Annotated in this window: 13 protein-coding genes, 1 tRNA gene and 1 pseudogene; 9 read left to right on the forward strand and 6 right to left on the reverse strand. The window is 45.5% G+C overall.

Features of this window, described 5'->3' with window-relative positions; translation table 11 throughout:
- Window positions 1-401 precede the first annotated feature (401 nt).
- The 6 genes from QUB33_RS26905 to QUB33_RS26930 all read left to right on the forward strand — a co-directional run bounded on the left by QUB33_RS26905 (window position 402) and on the right by QUB33_RS26930 (window position 4,844).
- Window positions 402-620: a DUF3285 domain-containing protein gene (locus QUB33_RS26905; protein ID WP_190662634.1), complete on the forward strand. Its 219-nt coding sequence runs from the start codon at window positions 402-404 to the stop codon at window positions 618-620.
- Window positions 621-826: 206 nt separating this feature from the next.
- Window positions 827-1,363 carry an rRNA maturation RNase YbeY gene (ybeY, locus tag QUB33_RS26910; protein ID WP_333356834.1) on the forward strand — a complete coding sequence of 179 codons (537 nt, stop codon included), beginning with the start codon at window positions 827-829 and terminating at the stop codon, window positions 1,361-1,363.
- A gap of 161 nt (window positions 1,364-1,524) precedes the next feature.
- Window positions 1,525-2,037 carry a diacylglycerol kinase family protein gene (locus tag QUB33_RS26915; protein WP_333356837.1) on the forward strand — a complete coding sequence of 171 codons (513 nt, stop codon included), beginning with the start codon at window positions 1,525-1,527 and terminating at the stop codon, window positions 2,035-2,037.
- Window positions 2,038-2,214: 177 nt separating this feature from the next.
- Window positions 2,215-2,802, forward strand: coding sequence for an aminodeoxychorismate/anthranilate synthase component II (locus tag QUB33_RS26920; protein ID WP_333356841.1), 588 nt, complete (start codon window positions 2,215-2,217; stop codon window positions 2,800-2,802).
- A 323-nt stretch (window positions 2,803-3,125) separates the two neighbouring features.
- Complete coding sequence (locus QUB33_RS26925; protein WP_172190728.1) at window positions 3,126-3,908, forward strand: MBL fold metallo-hydrolase; 783 nt, start codon at window positions 3,126-3,128, stop codon at window positions 3,906-3,908.
- Window positions 3,909-4,073: 165 nt separating this feature from the next.
- Window positions 4,074-4,844, forward strand: coding sequence for a fasciclin domain-containing protein (locus QUB33_RS26930; protein WP_333356844.1), 771 nt, complete (start codon window positions 4,074-4,076; stop codon window positions 4,842-4,844).
- A gap of 138 nt (window positions 4,845-4,982) precedes the next feature.
- On the opposite strand, the gene QUB33_RS26935 is transcribed toward QUB33_RS26930, so the two are convergent.
- Window positions 4,983-5,918 carry a cobalamin-binding protein gene (locus QUB33_RS26935; protein ID WP_333356847.1) on the reverse strand — a complete coding sequence of 312 codons (936 nt, stop codon included), beginning with the start codon at window positions 5,916-5,918 and terminating at the stop codon, window positions 4,983-4,985.
- Window positions 5,919-5,984: 66 nt separating this feature from the next.
- Window positions 5,985-8,657: a phospholipid carrier-dependent glycosyltransferase gene (locus tag QUB33_RS26940; RefSeq protein WP_333356850.1), complete on the reverse strand. Its 2,673-nt coding sequence runs from the start codon at window positions 8,655-8,657 to the stop codon at window positions 5,985-5,987.
- Between the two features lie 132 nt (window positions 8,658-8,789).
- Here QUB33_RS26940 and QUB33_RS26945 point away from each other — a divergent pair.
- Window positions 8,790-8,862: transfer RNA gene (locus tag QUB33_RS26945), tRNA-Phe, on the forward strand.
- 317 nt (window positions 8,863-9,179) lie between these two features.
- Here QUB33_RS26945 and QUB33_RS26950 read toward each other — a convergent pair.
- On the reverse strand, window positions 9,180-10,466 hold the full coding sequence (locus QUB33_RS26950) for an aliphatic sulfonate ABC transporter substrate-binding protein (RefSeq protein ID WP_333356854.1): 1,287 nt from the start codon (window positions 10,464-10,466) through the stop codon (window positions 9,180-9,182).
- A 220-nt stretch (window positions 10,467-10,686) separates the two neighbouring features.
- Between QUB33_RS26950 and QUB33_RS26955 the strand changes: the two genes are divergently transcribed.
- Together QUB33_RS26955 and QUB33_RS26960 are read left to right on the forward strand one after the other, a co-directional pair.
- On the forward strand, window positions 10,687-11,355 hold the full coding sequence (locus QUB33_RS26955) for a cadmium resistance transporter (protein ID WP_333356857.1): 669 nt from the start codon (window positions 10,687-10,689) through the stop codon (window positions 11,353-11,355).
- 259 nt (window positions 11,356-11,614) lie between these two features.
- Window positions 11,615-11,824, forward strand: a complete 210-nt coding sequence (locus QUB33_RS26960; protein WP_333356860.1) for a hypothetical protein — start codon at window positions 11,615-11,617, stop codon at window positions 11,822-11,824.
- A gap of 26 nt (window positions 11,825-11,850) precedes the next feature.
- On the opposite strand, the gene QUB33_RS26965 is transcribed toward QUB33_RS26960, so the two are convergent.
- The 3 genes and pseudogenes from QUB33_RS26965 to QUB33_RS26975 all read right to left on the reverse strand — a co-directional run.
- Window positions 11,851-12,060 carry a DUF4339 domain-containing protein gene (locus tag QUB33_RS26965; protein ID WP_333356863.1) on the reverse strand — a complete coding sequence of 70 codons (210 nt, stop codon included), beginning with the start codon at window positions 12,058-12,060 and terminating at the stop codon, window positions 11,851-11,853.
- Between the two features lie 199 nt (window positions 12,061-12,259).
- Window positions 12,260-14,383 (reverse strand): caspase family protein, encoded by a 2,124-nt coding sequence (locus QUB33_RS26970; RefSeq protein WP_333356866.1) that lies wholly within the window; start codon window positions 14,381-14,383, stop codon window positions 12,260-12,262.
- A gap of 118 nt (window positions 14,384-14,501) precedes the next feature.
- Window positions 14,502-15,419 (reverse strand): annotated as a pseudogene (locus tag QUB33_RS26975) (WD40 repeat domain-containing protein); the annotation flags it as partial.

Genomic DNA, 15,419 nt, shown 5'->3' on the forward strand with positions numbered 1-15,419 from the left:
CATTCTTTAACGTTATATGCTTGCATAGCAAGCATTCTAACGTATTTTCACCGTATTTTTTGTTTAAGTCCCGTTAACAGTCGCTTTTTCTGGTGACACTGATTTGAGTTGACTCAAATGAGTGTCGCTTGATTGTGCGACTTGACAATTTAAAATTTTTGTTAAAGCGCACAGGAACACGGATCGGGAATTAAATTTATGCTTGTGTATCTGAAGATGAAAAGAAAATATCGAATTGATAATCAGCCCGATCGCACATTAATCTGTTGGTATAATCCCCCTTTAATGGGCCCGGGGCGATCGAAAAGCTAAAAAATCCTACACAAAACGTTACATATTTGTTAACATCGGGACGAGTCTGTCCTCAACAGTCCCTCTGTTAACCTTCTAAACTAACGACTATGAGTCAACCTCCCTCAGCAATTCCCGCCTCCGAAGAGTCCGCCGAAACCCCCACAGCACCGACAAACAATGCACCTCCACCTAGTTATGTCAAACTGGCGATGCGGAACATGGTTCGCAAGCGGGCGACTTCTCTGTTTCATTTTGCTTTGACAGCGGCCGGACTTTTAGGCGTACTCGTCGGTTTGGCTTTTCTCGATCGCTATTTCAATTCTTAATCGGGGATTCCAACAATCAGCCTCTAATTTCTGGTGATGTTTTTGATGTTTCTTAATCGGGAGTTAAGCTGATTGTTCTGCCTGCCTGTTGCAATCTCTAACAGATTACTGTATCTTTCCAGCAACAGCAAAATCCCCTGCCGTTCGATCGCGCAATTGGAATTTGTAAAAAAATTGAATATATCCCTTGACAGGAGAGCAAAAAAATGTTAATTGAGGTGAACGTCGAAGACTGTTACGGGCTCGCCCAGCAGTCAGCCGACGCTTCCAACCTCCCTGAGAGTGCAGCCAGCGGGGAGATTTCAGCCGAAACCTGGGAAAATTGGTTTAGCGTTTGGCTGGAAAACCAGGCGGAGGATGTGCCAGTGGCCCCGGGCTACGAAGTCAGCCTGCGTTTAACCGCCGATTCAGAGATGCAAGCCCTCAACCTCCAGTACCGCCAGCTCGATCGATCGACCGATGTACTAGCTTTCGCATCTTTAGAGGTAGACTGTCCTCAGCTAGAGGAAATGCAGTCATCTGAACCCCTATACTTGGGTGATATCGTCATCTCGATCGATACAGCTAACCGACAAGCCCAGCAGCAAGGACATCCCCTGAAGACCGAACTAGCTTGGCTCGCAGCCCACGGTTTTCTGCATCTTTTGGGCTGGGATCACCCGGATGAAGAAAGTCTGACTCAAATGCTCGATCGACAAGAAAAATTGCTGCAGGTGATCGGTCTTACGATCCAAACAGCATAACTTAAGTTGATGGTTACTTAACAAATCATGTCAAGCTCAACATAACTTTCTGAAATTAAACCAAAACTTTAGTAAAAACTTAGGAAAGTTACCTAGACTAGATGAAGTCAATTTGAAAAGTCTAACTTTCATTCATCTCTGTAACTTAAAGTTGGTAGTTTATGACACTAGATAGACCCTCAATTTCATCACAAATCGCACAGTTCCTGCCCATGCCTCAAGACTCTTCTAGCCAGACAGTCCACGAGCCTAAAAAAGCCTTGAAATACAACCGAGAGCTGTCCTGGAAAATCGCATCTAGCTTAGCTACGAGTTTTAGATACGCTTGGGGGGGGCTGAGTTATGCTTTTGAAACTCAGCGCAATTTTCGGATTCACACAGTTATAGGAACATTGGCGATCGGACTCGGGCTATTTTTGCAACTGAAACCTGTAGAAATATCTGTGATCGGCGTCACCATTGGCATAGTTTTAGCCATGGAACTGTTGAATACGGCGATCGAATCGGTGGTAGACTTGACAGTCGGGCAATCTTATCACGAACTAGCCAAAATTGCCAAAGACTGCGGTGCCGGAGCGGTTCTGGTATCGGCAATGGCTGCGATCATCGTTGGTGCTGCACTTCTGCTTCCTCCTTTGTGGGTCGTCATTCAAATTGCGATCGCCCGTCAGTAACTTATTCAACGCAGAAAATTTTAGGTTTTAGATGACCAATTTGAGATTTTTAGTTTTATTCGTCTATATTGCAGCTATTTTTATCTTCGGCATCTATCTAAAATCTTGAAACCCTTGCTTTCACGCAGCGAGTCAATCTAAAATCTAAAATCTAAAACCTAAAATCTAACTTAACCCGTGATTATAGTCATCGATAACTACGACAGTTTTACATACAATTTGGTACAGTATCTAGGAGAACTAGGTGCTGAGTTGCCAGTAGCAAGCGAAGTGCAAGTCTATCGCAACGACCAAATTTCCTTAGCAGAAATTCGCCGATTGCAGCCGGCAGCAGTGGTGATTTCTCCAGGCCCGGGGCGGCCGGAAGATGCGGGAATTTCTCTGCAATTAATCAAAGAATTGGGGCCGACTCTGCCAATTTTAGGCGTGTGCCTCGGACATCAAAGTATTGGTCAAGTATTCGGCGGCAAAATTGTTTCTGCGCCCGTGTTGATGCACGGCAAAACTTCTCAGGTAGAACACGCAGGAGTCGGAGTTTTTCAGGGCGTCGAATCGCCGATGATTGCAACTCGCTATCACAGTTTGGTAATTGAAAAGCAGAGTTGTCCAGAAGTTTTGGAAATTACCGCTTGGGTTGAAGACGGAACTATTATGGGCGTGCGGCACCGGGAATATCCGCACATTGAAGGTGTACAGTTTCACCCGGAAAGTATTTTGACGACTGCGGGAAAGCAATTATTGCGAAATTTCTTGGAACGGCTTTAGTTGGGTGGTGAATTGTGAGTTTTTGTCTGAATCTTTCGGGTGCGGAATCCACACCTGACTGTTCAAATTATCTAAATTTTTAGGGTGGGCATTGCGAACTTTACGGTAAAACTCGGGTGCACATTTTCGCATCTCAACGGCCCACAAAAGGATACAAGCCCCCGAAAATGGTTGTGGTGAACCCCAAATTTTAGACGAAAGTTCCATATCTCAGATTCATCTGTGGAGTAGATCTAAAATCTAAAATCTAAAATCTAAAATTGACTGACTGTGTTTTGTGGTATAACAACAAACGACCAACACCCGACAACCCCAACCACAAGATGAAACGGCGACAATTAATACGTTACGCACAGACGGGTTTGCTAGCAGCTTTAGCAACTGGTTTACCATCTGGATGGGAAAGCTATCAAGCTCAAACTGCTGATTCCTTGTCGGTTCAGTGGTTGGGCCACACTTGCTTCTTGTTCGCCGGAGGCGGTGCGAGGGTGCTGGTGAATCCTTTTCGCCCCCTGGGCTGTACGGCAGGTTATCGCTCTCCTAAAGTGCCAACAGATTTGATTCTGATTAGCAGCCGATTGCTCGATGAAGGGGCGATCGACGGATTTGCGGGCAATCCCGGCCTTTTGTACGAGCCTGGGGCTTACAGGTCTAACGGACTGCGGATTCAAGGGATTCGGACGGAAAAAGACCGTGAGGGAGGAAGGCGATTTGGGGTCAATGTGGCCTGGCTGTGGCAGCAAGCGGGCGTTAAGATTTTACACTTGGGCGGAGTTGCTGGCCCGATCGGCATTGAAGAACAAATCTTGATCGGGCGGCCCGATGTAGTGCTGATTCCCGTGGGCGGAGGGCCGAAAGCTTACACTCCGGCGGAAGCGAAGCAAACTTTGCAACTTCTCAAACCAAAGATGGTGATTCCGACACATTTCAAAACCCAAGCCGCCGATGCTGCTGCGTGCGATTTAGTGCCGCTAGATGAATTCTTGGCGCTGATGGATGGTACGCCGGTGCGTCGATTGAATAATGACACGATTTCGATCAAATCTGCTGACTTACCTCAAACTGGTTCGGTGATTGAGGTTTTGAGTTACAGATTTAGCGGTTGATGCCCGATTGCTCAGCTTGCGTTATAGTAAGGAAGTTTTGGTCGATCGGGGATGCAAGAGAAATTTTTCTCTATCTTAGCCTCTGGCAACCTTGCCTTTTGTCGAGATTTGGCTAACATAACAATTCATGTTCACTGTTTTATCTCCTAAGGAAATGCAAGCGCAATGAAAAATCAAAATTTACCTAGCTGGATGAAACAACTGACAGGTTTCGCAGGAATAATCGGCGCTAGCGCGTTGATTGGTTTCCCGGCTTGGGCTCACATCACCTCCAGCACCAATGTTGCTAATGCAACTCAAACTCCACAAGTTGCAGGAAACGTAAAAACCACTGCTTCACCGGCATCAACTGGCGTTTCACAGACACCAACTGGCACTTCACCGGCGGCACCAACTGGCACTTCACCGGCGGCACCAACTGGCACTTCACCGGCGGCACCAACTGGCACTTCACCGGTGGCACCAACTGGCACTTCACCGGCACCAACTGGCGCTTCACCGGCACCAACTTCCGCTACTAAGGATATTGTTGCTATTGCATCTGGCGACGCTCAATTCAAGACGCTGACGAAGGCTTTGGGAGCCGCAGGTTTGGTTACAACTTTACAAGGAAAAGGCCCTTTCACTGTTTTTGCTCCGACTGACGCGGCATTTGCTGCTTTGCCAAAAGCAACTGTGGATGATTTGCTCAAACCGGCCAACAAAGCCAAACTTACTAAGATTTTAACTTACCACGTTGTTCCTGGTTCGGTTTTATCTACTAGCCTGAAATCCGGCGATGTTAAAAGTGTTGAAGGCACCTCGCTGAATGTGGCAGTTAGCGCAGGCAAAGTTACTGTCAGCGGCGCTAATGTTGTGAAAGCTGATATCAAAGCTAGCAACGGCGTTATTCACGTAATTGACAAGGTATTGATGCCCCCTGCTTCAACAAGGTAGGACTAGCGTTTTTTGCATCAATTGATGTCAGATTCGGTTAAATGAAAGCGAAATAAGGACACAACAATGTTGTGTCCTTATTTGTATGGCAGGCAATTCAGAATTAATAGACATAAAGCTTTAGCTAGCTGCGGGTACTTACAAAAATAGCTGCCAACCCTTACCTCGATAGCCAAAATCGAAGATTTCGGGATGGAGAATTTCTGCTAAAATTTCTAACGAATCAACCAATCTCGGCCCCGGCCGATTAAAGTAAGAATTGCCGTCAGTTATGTAAACTTTCCCCGTTTTTACTGCTTGCAAATTAGCCCATTCTGCGTATTTAGTTATCTGCATTGCTTCACTGCGAGTGCGGCTTAAATCAAAGCCGCAAGGCATGAAAATAATTACATCGGGATTAGCTTCTACTAGGGATTCCCATTTTAACCAAGGGGAATGTTCGCCGACAATTCCAAATAGCGAATTGCCTCCCGCCATTGCCACTAATTCGGGAATCCAGTTACCCGCCGCCATCAAAGGTTCAATCCACTCGATGCAAGCTACTTTGGGAAGTCTCTCTTTTGTGGTAATAATAGAGGATGCTTGTGTTTTCGAGGTAATAGCATCGATGCGGGATTGCAAAAGGTCGATCGCACTTTTGCCATCTACGCCCAAAGCATCAGCAACTCGCTGAATATCCGTCCAGATTTCTGCTAGCAGATTCGGCTGCAAAGAAATAATTTCCGGCTTGCTATTTACCAGCGTGCTTACTGCTTGTTCAACCTCTGTAAGAGAACAAGCGCAGACTTCACATTGAGCTTGAGTAATAATGTGAGTCGGCTGCAATTTTTCCAAAGTCTCTATTTCTACTTTATACACGCTCAGCGCATTTTGCAACAATTGTGTCACGCGGTTGTGAATTTCGCTGCTAGTTCCTTCGGGATTGAATTTAGGCTGAGTGCAAACAGGTAAATTTTGGATTTCTGGGGGATAGTCGCATTCGTGGGAACGGCCCACAATTGCATCGGTTAATCCTAAAAGTGCTACAATTTCGGTGGCACTGGGAATTAGAGAGACAATTCTTGGTTGGTTCATTGGTTTTCTGTTTTTTACCGCTTCGCAAGCACAGGCGGGACGCCCGTGCCACAATAAAAGGGATTGTTAAAGTTTTAAATTTTTTAAGTATTGCAAATCTTGCCATGCTTGAATGAGATTACCTTGCATCAGAGCGGCTACACCGTTTAAAACTCTAATTTCCGGTAGGTTAGAGTTGAGAGCTAGAGCAGGTTTTAAGGCTGTTTGAGCGGCTTTGGGATGCCACCCGTACAGGTGTACGAAAGCGAGATAGGCGTAAGCGTAAGGGTTTTTTGAGTCGAGTTGAGTGACTTTTTCTAAGGCGGCGATCGAACTTTTGACATTCTGCTGCAATACCCGAGAAAAGGCCAAAGCATAAGCCAATTCTAGATTATTTGGTTCCTGTTGCAACCGATATTCTAACGCTTGTTCCGCTTGCACGGTATAATCTTGAATTGGATCGTACTGATTGATGCGCCCAATCTGCTCGAAGACTGGTTCTAAACCTGGCAATCCTTTGGGTAAATTAACCGCCATCGCCCGCAATTGAGTCACCAAATCTAACTCAGGCTTATCTGTATAATCCTCGTTTCCAGGCTCTGCCTGAGAACGCATATCCAGAGGCTCTGCCTCGATTTTAACACTCACTGCCGGCACATTAATCGGATAAGTTTCACCGGTTTTCCGATTTAGATAAGTAGCTTGCAGATTGTATGTTCCCGGTGCAATATTAGCAGGAGGAAGCATCGCGGTGCGATCGACAACTTGAAACCCGACAGCAAATTTATCCGCTTCCAGCATCCCCGGATGCAAAGTCGCCTGGGCGATCGCGCGATCGTGTAAAATCCTGAGAGTCTGTCCCGGTGGAATATCGCCAGACTGCTGATTTTGCCACGTTACCAACACTAAACCAGACTGCAACTGCTGCCAAGGCCCAGACCAAGTATAAGTAACCGGCAGCGGGACTCCGGGAACTGCTTTTGCCGCGACAGTAACTAGATCTAATTGTACTTGCGATCGCGCTTCATGCAACGGCTGTATTTCGACAGGCTGCACTCGCTTGCGATAAAGATTTAAATTAGTATAATCTGGCAAAACCCAAGTTTTATCTAACTCAAATTTATCACCTTTTTCAATCGCGGTTACGGCTGCACTTTGAGCTGTTTTAATGCGTTCGCGAATCGAACCTTGCGGACCACTTTTGGTGACGAACCAAGAGAGCGATCGCACATCTTGCGGCACTTGCTTTAAATTCGTTCCCACCTGCCGCCCGTAAACCTGAAAATTCGCCAAAGCACCGTAAAAATTCAAATTATGCTGGTTAATTTCCGGCGTCGAAGGCAACACGCCTAAAGTAGATTGCAAATAAGGTTCCCTATCAATAATTTCGGCAATTACCTCTCGGTGCGGCCAGTCTTTCCCCAAATAAGGATAGTTAGAATTTCCGGGACTGATAATTTGAACTAAGCTATGTCCAAAAGCACCTCCCAGCGGCCAGATATGGAACAGCATCGCCAGAATTGCCAAGCCAATTGTACCCCAGCGAATTTGTCGTCCCCACCGAGAAGGCCACAGCGTTAAACAGTAGGCTAAGAAAATAGATAAAACTGGCAAATAAGGTATCACATATCGGTCGTCTTTGTTGATATTTAGAGAATTAATTAAATAAGCTCCTCCCCAGAAAACAGCCAGCCAGCGACAGGAGTTGAGATGCAATATTGACGAACTATCTTGCCTGCGACGCCAATAAAGTATCAATCCTACTAAGGGAATAAGTAACAGAGGCCAAGAAATGTGTTCGGGTAAGTGTTGACCGTAGTAAATCCAAGCGTCGATCGTATTGATGCCCGGATCTCCTTCGGCGATCGCAGAATCCAGCGTTGCCCGTTTTCCCCCGGTCAAAATTAACAGCCAATTGGTTTTCGCCCAGGGCCCAAACACCGCCGCCGACAGCAACAAAGCACCAGTTAATTGACCTAATCTTCCCCAAGCTTTTTGCCGCACAGCGCCCACAGCCAGCCACACAATCGGGGTAAATAGAAATAATACGGTAGTGTGTTTAACTAATATTGATAAACCGAGAGAAATTCCAAAGGCGATCGCCCAAAAGAAAGATGACGCGGAGAGTGAGGGAGTGTGGGAGGGGGAGAATTTATACTTTTTCTTTGTTCGTTCCTCCAACTGAGCTCTATCGGTTACATCCGTTAAATCCGTTGCCGAACTTCCTTCTTCCTTCTTCCTTCTTCCTTCAGAAGCCTTCCACATTGTCAGACAATAGAAAGCAAAAGTAATCGCAGCAGTGAGGGGATAGTCGAGTAAAAATTGCAAGCGGAACCGATAAAGTCCCGGTAACAAAACGCAAATTGCAGCGGCCCACAAACCGACTTGCCGGTTAAATAATTGGACGCCCAGACTGTAGACTGAGGCGAGGAGAATTGCACTAAATAATAGATGAACGAGGGTTGCCCGATCGCCCCCAGTACCGAAAACCTGAAGAAACGGAACCGTTAAGATGTATGCCAAGGGCGGAATTTTCGTCGAAAGCAGCCAGAAGTTTGTCCACCACTCCCCGGAAAGCCACTGAGGATGCTGCAACGCCTGCAAGTATTTCAGGGCGCTAGTCAGGTAGTCTGCTTGATCCCACGCCGGGACAGATCGATCGAGGGCAAACCAGAGGCGATCGCTAATTGCCCCCAGCAGCCAAATTATGCCTAAGACAAGCAGACTCTTGCCCTCGCTGTCCCGATGTTGCTGTGCCATTGCGATTCTTGGATTTTAGGTTGCAGCTTTTAGCTTACAGGCGGGCGGTTCCGGGCGAGCGAAAATTAATTTGAAAAAGTGCTTGCTAAATTCTGTATGTGTCTGCTAAGATAGTAAAGCGCGAAAAAACAAGCCGGGATAGCTCAGTTGGTAGAGCAGTGGACTGAAAATCCACGTGTCACGAGTTCAAGTCTCGTTCCTGGCATCGCAAAGCCCTCACAAAGTTGAGGGCTTTTTTTTAGGAAAAATGCGGGCAATGCAGCTAATCAAAATGTAGGTTGGCCGGTGGCGGAGTGACAACCCCGCCGGAAACCCAGACAGAGCTGATATTTGACCGACTTGTGCTAAAAAAAAGATAGCTCGTATCAATTCCGGTTGCACGAGCCAGATGACTGTTGACTGTTGATTCGGGGTCGAAAAACTGAATGATGTTGAGTGTTGAATGTTGACTCGATTTTACGCCCGACGATAAAGCGCGGATTTGATATCAGACAAAAATTACACTTGAGTATAGTTGTCAGATTAATAAGTCCAGTTTTGCTTGGTCTGCAAGCTATAGGTTCCATCTTTCACATTCACCCGCTCAGGAATCAGATCTAAATCTTTAAACATATTTGCCTGGTGCTGTAGGGCCGTGAGCGATTGGTCGTCGATCGGGATAATAGCGCGTTCGGCACTACGTTGCTGTAAAGTTTCTACAATGGATGGATCTATTTGATGGTGTTCTGCCAATCGCAAAGCAGCTTCTAATTCCTGTTTCTTAGCCCAAGCTCCCGCTTCATTTACCTCTTCTAAAATCACCTTGAGCAAGTCGGGATAGTCGCGTACCAACTCTGGAATCGCGTAGTAATAGGTGGGAACTTCTAAAGAGGCTTTGTCACCAAAGATGCTCTCTAAGTCTGCAATCGAGCGCCCTGGATAAGCACTTCGGACTTGAGTTGTCGTGTAGGGAACCCAAATCACCCAAGCATCGACCTCACCCGCGCGGAATAGGGGCAGCGCCTGTGGCTGGGTCAGATAAATTGGCTCAATGTCACTAAACTCTAATCCCACTTTTGCCAGTGCTCGCACCAGCACATAATGAGCACTTGAGCCTTTGTCAAAAGCTATCTTTTTACCCTTCAGGTCGGCAACCGTCTGAATTGGCGAATCTTCTGGTACTAGAATCGCTTGACCTTTGGGAGCAGTATATTTTTCTTTAGCCACCCGCACAAACACATGATCTGCTGCTTGCGAGAAGATGCTGGCCGTACCACCGCCGCCACAGAAATCGATCGTCCCATTGCTTAATGCTTCTATCAGAGCAGAAGCTGATAAGAAGCTTGTCCAAGTAACACTCAGCCCAAATGGTCGCAAACGGCTTTCGAGCCAACCTTTAGCACGCAGGACTTCCAGATTTGTCATACCCTCTGGATAACCGATTTTAAGTTGCTTGAGCCGCCGCGCTTGCTCAGCTAAGGGTGTGTTGCCCGATTGAGCAGAACGTTTAGAGAACCAGCGATCCAAAACTATACAGAAAATGATGCCTCCCACAAACAGTCCCACAGTTTCCAGTACCCGAGTTGTTGACTCTTTAGGTAGTGTGGTCTGATTTACCTGGCTGACTAGAGGGGAGAGTACATTGCCAGAGGCAGAAGCGGCAACAACATGACTCTCAAAAGCCAGACTCAAGACCAAAATCGTGGCAAGACTGAGGCAAAATCGCAGTGCAAACCGATAGGCAAGCGATCTGGGAATGACCGCTCTTAGCGATCGTAAGATATTTTGACCTGTGCCTCTAGGCAGACGGTCAATCAAACGGCTAATCATAATGACTCTTTTGATAAACACAGGTGATGGACGCTGGATCGATTGAAGATGGGGGATCGAGTCAAAGCACCGCTTGATACGGATAAACTACCAGATTTGCTCGCTCGTTACGCCCCAATAGGGGATACTCACACTATCCTATAGACATTGTGGTAATTTGTACAATGGTTGAACGATCGCTCGTTTCGGCGATCGGATAGGTGTTAAGTGAGGAATGGTAATGGATTGGTTAATTGCAACGCTTAAGATCGGGCTAGCTGCTGCTGTGGCAACAACGTTTGACGACAATATTTATCTGACGGCCTTCTTCAGTGAAGTTAATCGTACTTTTCGCCCTCAGCACGTTGTGGTTGGTGAGCTTCTAGGGTTCACAGTATTGATGATGATGAGTTTAGTTGGTTTCATACTGGGGCTAGCAATTCCCTCAACTTGGACGGGGCTACTGGGGATTTTGCCGATACTCATTGGCTTGAAAAATTTACTCAATCTTAATAAGGATGATTCAGCAGAAGATAAATCAGCAAATCTGAAAAGAAACTCTAAATTTCGCGGATTTGATTCTAGAAAGCCATCGCTGTGGGAAATAATTCGCGATCCGCAGACTTATCGCGTTTCCGCAGTCACGATTTCTAACGGTGGTAACAATCTTGGCATCTATATTCCCCTATTTGCTAGTAGCAGCATTCAAAATCTGGCTGTGATCGTACCGATTTGCTATTTTATGATTTGCTGCTGGCTGTTTATGTCCTATACTCTAACGCATCTACCTGGTATTGCTTTGGTACTCAGCCGTTATGCGAGCAAGTTTTTCCCTTTCGTGCTGATGTGGCTGGGTTTCAGAATTCTGATGGACAGCGAATCCTATCGTCTTTTTCTACCGAACGCTTGACAGACAAAGGCGATCGAAGCATTGAAAAAATCCCTGACAACAGTACCATTCCCTACAATAAATGAAGAAAAAAGACTTTAACATTATAGAATAATACAAAAAAAGCGAAACCGTAAATCCCAAATTAGTGGTCTATCAATTTAATCTCTTTGCCATTCCCGATCTTGCAGTTTTTTTTGAGGCAGTAGCGACGTGGCTTCAATTTCTTGCCGGATTGCTGTTGTGACTTCGCAGTTACTGTTCAAGCAATCGATCGGGAGTGGAACGGAAATCCACTTGTCACGAGTTCAAGTCTCGTTCCTGGCATGGCAAAGCCCTCACAAAGTTGAGGTTTTTTTTAGGAAAAATGCGGGCAATGCAGTCAATTATCGAACTCGATTTGCCTAAAAGTTTAGCTAACGAGATTGATGAATCTGTTCGACCTGAATATTTAAAGCTGTTGAGAAGCGTTCAGCCTCGCCGAGAATAGTTTTGAGAGTGAATTATTTAACTGTCTTATTTTTGATTGAGGTACGACGCTAATTCTGGAATTTCACCGGCGCGCTGCCACTCGGCTTCCCCGCGCCGCACTTTGGTTCGGGCTGTGATTTCCTGAACCTCCCATAATTGCAATCTCGTATAGGGCCCTTTGGCTTCACCGCTGCGAAACACGTACCATTGAGGAACTTCAGAAGTTGGCTGGGTCGATCGTCTCACAGGCTTCATCCGATTCATTCCAGTTGTCGCTTTGATTGAGTGCCAGTTGCGTAAGTCGTGTTTAACTTTTTATGTTGAAAAAGGATTGAGATTAGGATGAGGCTAATCTTTTCCAGGAATAACAAGTTTTTGACTTACAACCGCAGATAAACACAAATGACCGCAGAGGGATATAGGCTTTGGCAGCATTCTTAAAAAATTCTCTAAATCAAACCCCACTCTTTTTCACCATCACTTCCACCTTTTCCGTCGTCCATTCCTCACTCGCATCAATCACAACCGTAATCTTTCGTTGAGGGTTATTTTCATCCACAACTGCCGCCAATAATTGTTCCAACGCATTGGTCGGTTTTTCCTTCCCAAATCCTTTCCGAGATTGGTCTAACGGTGGCAATTCCAAACACTGAAAATTCGTACCATCCACCGTCGCAAATACTTTAATAATATTTGCGGCTTCCTCATAATTTTGTGGTAATGATAGTTTGAGTTCTCTTCTTATATTTTGTCCGGGTTCTACCACATCATAAGGAACACCGTCGGGATAGAATTTTGAAATACTAAAATCCGCATCAAGGTTCAAGGCAGTAATATTTAAAGTTCGATTAGATTCATTGCGAATTATTAAGTCAACACGTTTTTCCTCTTCTTCCAATACAGGAACTTTACCATCAGCATTCAAAACTACAGGTTGCCGCTTAACTGATTTAACCACTTCAACCTTAAGTTTACCATTTAAGCTAGCAAAAGCATCCTCGTTATCCAAATCTAAAATAGTCTCATATCTAGCAACATGGATTAATCGATTAATTAGCTTTTTAGATGCTTCTGGTTCATCGACTTTAATCGAAAAAAGAAGATTTTTGATTAGCTCCTTATTCTCATCTAAAATTATATATTCGCCATCTGAAGTAAGGGAAACAAAATAATCCACATTTTCATTTTTTTCTTCGTCCGAGCAGAATTCTATCCAACGATGACCTTCAACTTGTGTTTTCACCTGTTCAAGAATTGTAGGAAGTAATGCAATATTGACACCCGGAAATGGTGGTAACGGGTCAGGCAGAATAACTCTAACTTTGCGAATTTGCTTTAACCCTGGCGATACATAAACAGCAGGAGAACCAATTTCAATCGTTCCTTCTGCTACTTCTACTAACTTAGGATGGAGGCTTCTAAGGCCAGGTATTTCTATTACTTCTGCCCAACAGTCTGATGCTCCCAATTCTACAACTTTAACTCTCATGATGCGGTTTTCGCTGTTCTGAAAATCTATCGTTCTGAATGTATAAATCTCAAATTCATCCCCTTTTGTAATCCCGCTCGCTTGTCCCATTTGTAGCTGAACTCGGTTTTTCTTTATATCTACTTTCATCACCGGCACCTTACGGCTAGCACCAACAGACTGACCACCAAAAAAAGTGCGTTCAGTCTCTCCCATCAACATTGGTGTTTGTCGTTCAAATTCGTTGTGAACTTGATTAGAAATTTGATTGAACAGAGCCTCTACAGAAATTTCTGTCCCGTATTGCCGCAAAGCTTTTAATAAAAAATAAGTCAAAGCGCCGTTGCGTTCCGTCCCTTCAAAAACCTTTTCATAAGCAAATTCATGATCCCGACAAGCAGCGATTAAGGTATAACCTTTCGGTTCGGGTAACAAACCATTAACAACAGTAATATTGCGGCTATTTTCTGTTGAAGTTTGCCAATTTTGGGCTAATTCCTGAAGCGGGGCGACTAAACTATCCGTAGGTCGAGGAGTGGTGTCAATAAACCCTTCCCCGCGAATCCGGTCATCTCCGCTCATTTCTCTCGTTGCACCACCGGAATGACAGCTATCGAGTACGAGGGTGACAACCAACTCTTTTTCCACCATTTCTTCCAGCAATTTAGCAAATTCTATATCGCGCAAATAGCGGGAATTAGGTTGACCTATATCTGTCGGAACTAACGCTTCATCTAAACCCCCAAAACCCTTGAGGCTTTCAAAAATTGTTTTCGCCCGTCCCCCGTGACCAGAGTAGTGAATATAGACTTGATCTTGCGGTTGGGCTTTGGCTGTTATTTCTTTGAATTTAGCAACCATATTTTCATAAGTGGGTAAAAGTTCCGGGGGTTCTTGGGGTTGGTTGGGAGTGTCGGAAGCTGTAGCGGTGAGTTTAATGATTTGGTCGGAGGTGAGATTGAAGGTGTCTTTTAAATAGGTTTCGACGTGGTTAATATCTTGAACGCATCCCCGCAAGTTTTTGTAGTAGTTACCTTCTGGTAAGCGATGGGGAAAATAGAAATCGATACCGATAAGGAGGGCGTAGAAGTTAGGGGTTTGGTTATTCATGGTTGATGGTGGGTAAGGGGTTTTAGAAAGGTTTGATTTTTATATGAGGTTGAGGTGGGAGTTTTTATGCAGTTTTTGAGATTAACTTGTTATTTTAAACAAACTTTCTGGCAAAAGCCTATTGATTTGTGGGAATACCATCGCACAGATGCCTGTCGCTATCGCTAACATTGGGACTGCTTTCTAAATAGCCACGTACCCAGTCACAACCACCCTTGAGTAAATCATCAAAATCGAAATTCCATAAAATTATTGTTTTGTCACGGCTGGCGGAAGCCAAAGTCTTGCCATCTGGACTAAATGCGACGCTAATGACCCAATTGCTATGGCCGGCAAGGGTGGCAATCGGTTTTTGGCTTTGCAAGTTCCACAGTTTGATGGTCTTGTCACCGCTGGCGGAAGCCAAAGTCTTGCCATCTGGACTAAATGCGACGCTATAGACCCCATTGCTATGGCCGGCAAGGGTGGCAATCTGTTTTTGGCTTTGCAAGTTCCACAGTTTGATGGTCTTGTCACCGCTGGCGGAAGCCAAAGTCTTGCCATCTGGACTAAATGCGACGCTACTGACCGCATCGCTATGGCCGGCAAGGGTGGCAATCTGTTTTTGGCTTTGCAAGTTCCACAGTTTGATGGTCTTGTCATAGCTGGCGGAAGCCAAAGTCTTGCCATCTGGACTAAATGCGACGCTAATGACCAAATCGCTATGGCCGGCAAGGGTGGCAATCTGTTTTTGGCTTTGCAAGTTCCACACTTTGATGGTCTTGTCACCGCTGGCGGAAGCCAAGGTCTTGCCATCTGGACTAAATGCGACGCTAGAGACCCACTCGCTATGGCCGGCAAGGGTGGCAATCGGTTTTTGGCTTTGCAAGTTCCACAGTTTGATGGTCTTGTCACCGCTGGCGGAAGCCAAGGTCTTGCCATCTGGACTAAATGCGACGCTAGAGACCCACTCGCTATGGCCGGCAAGGGTGGCAATCGGTTTTTGGCTTTGCAAGTTCCACAGTTTGATGGTCTTGTCACCGCTGGCGGAAGCCAA

The organism is Microcoleus sp. B3-A4, assembly GCF_036705385.1.
Taxonomy (GTDB): domain Bacteria; phylum Cyanobacteriota; class Cyanobacteriia; order Cyanobacteriales; family Microcoleaceae; genus Microcoleus.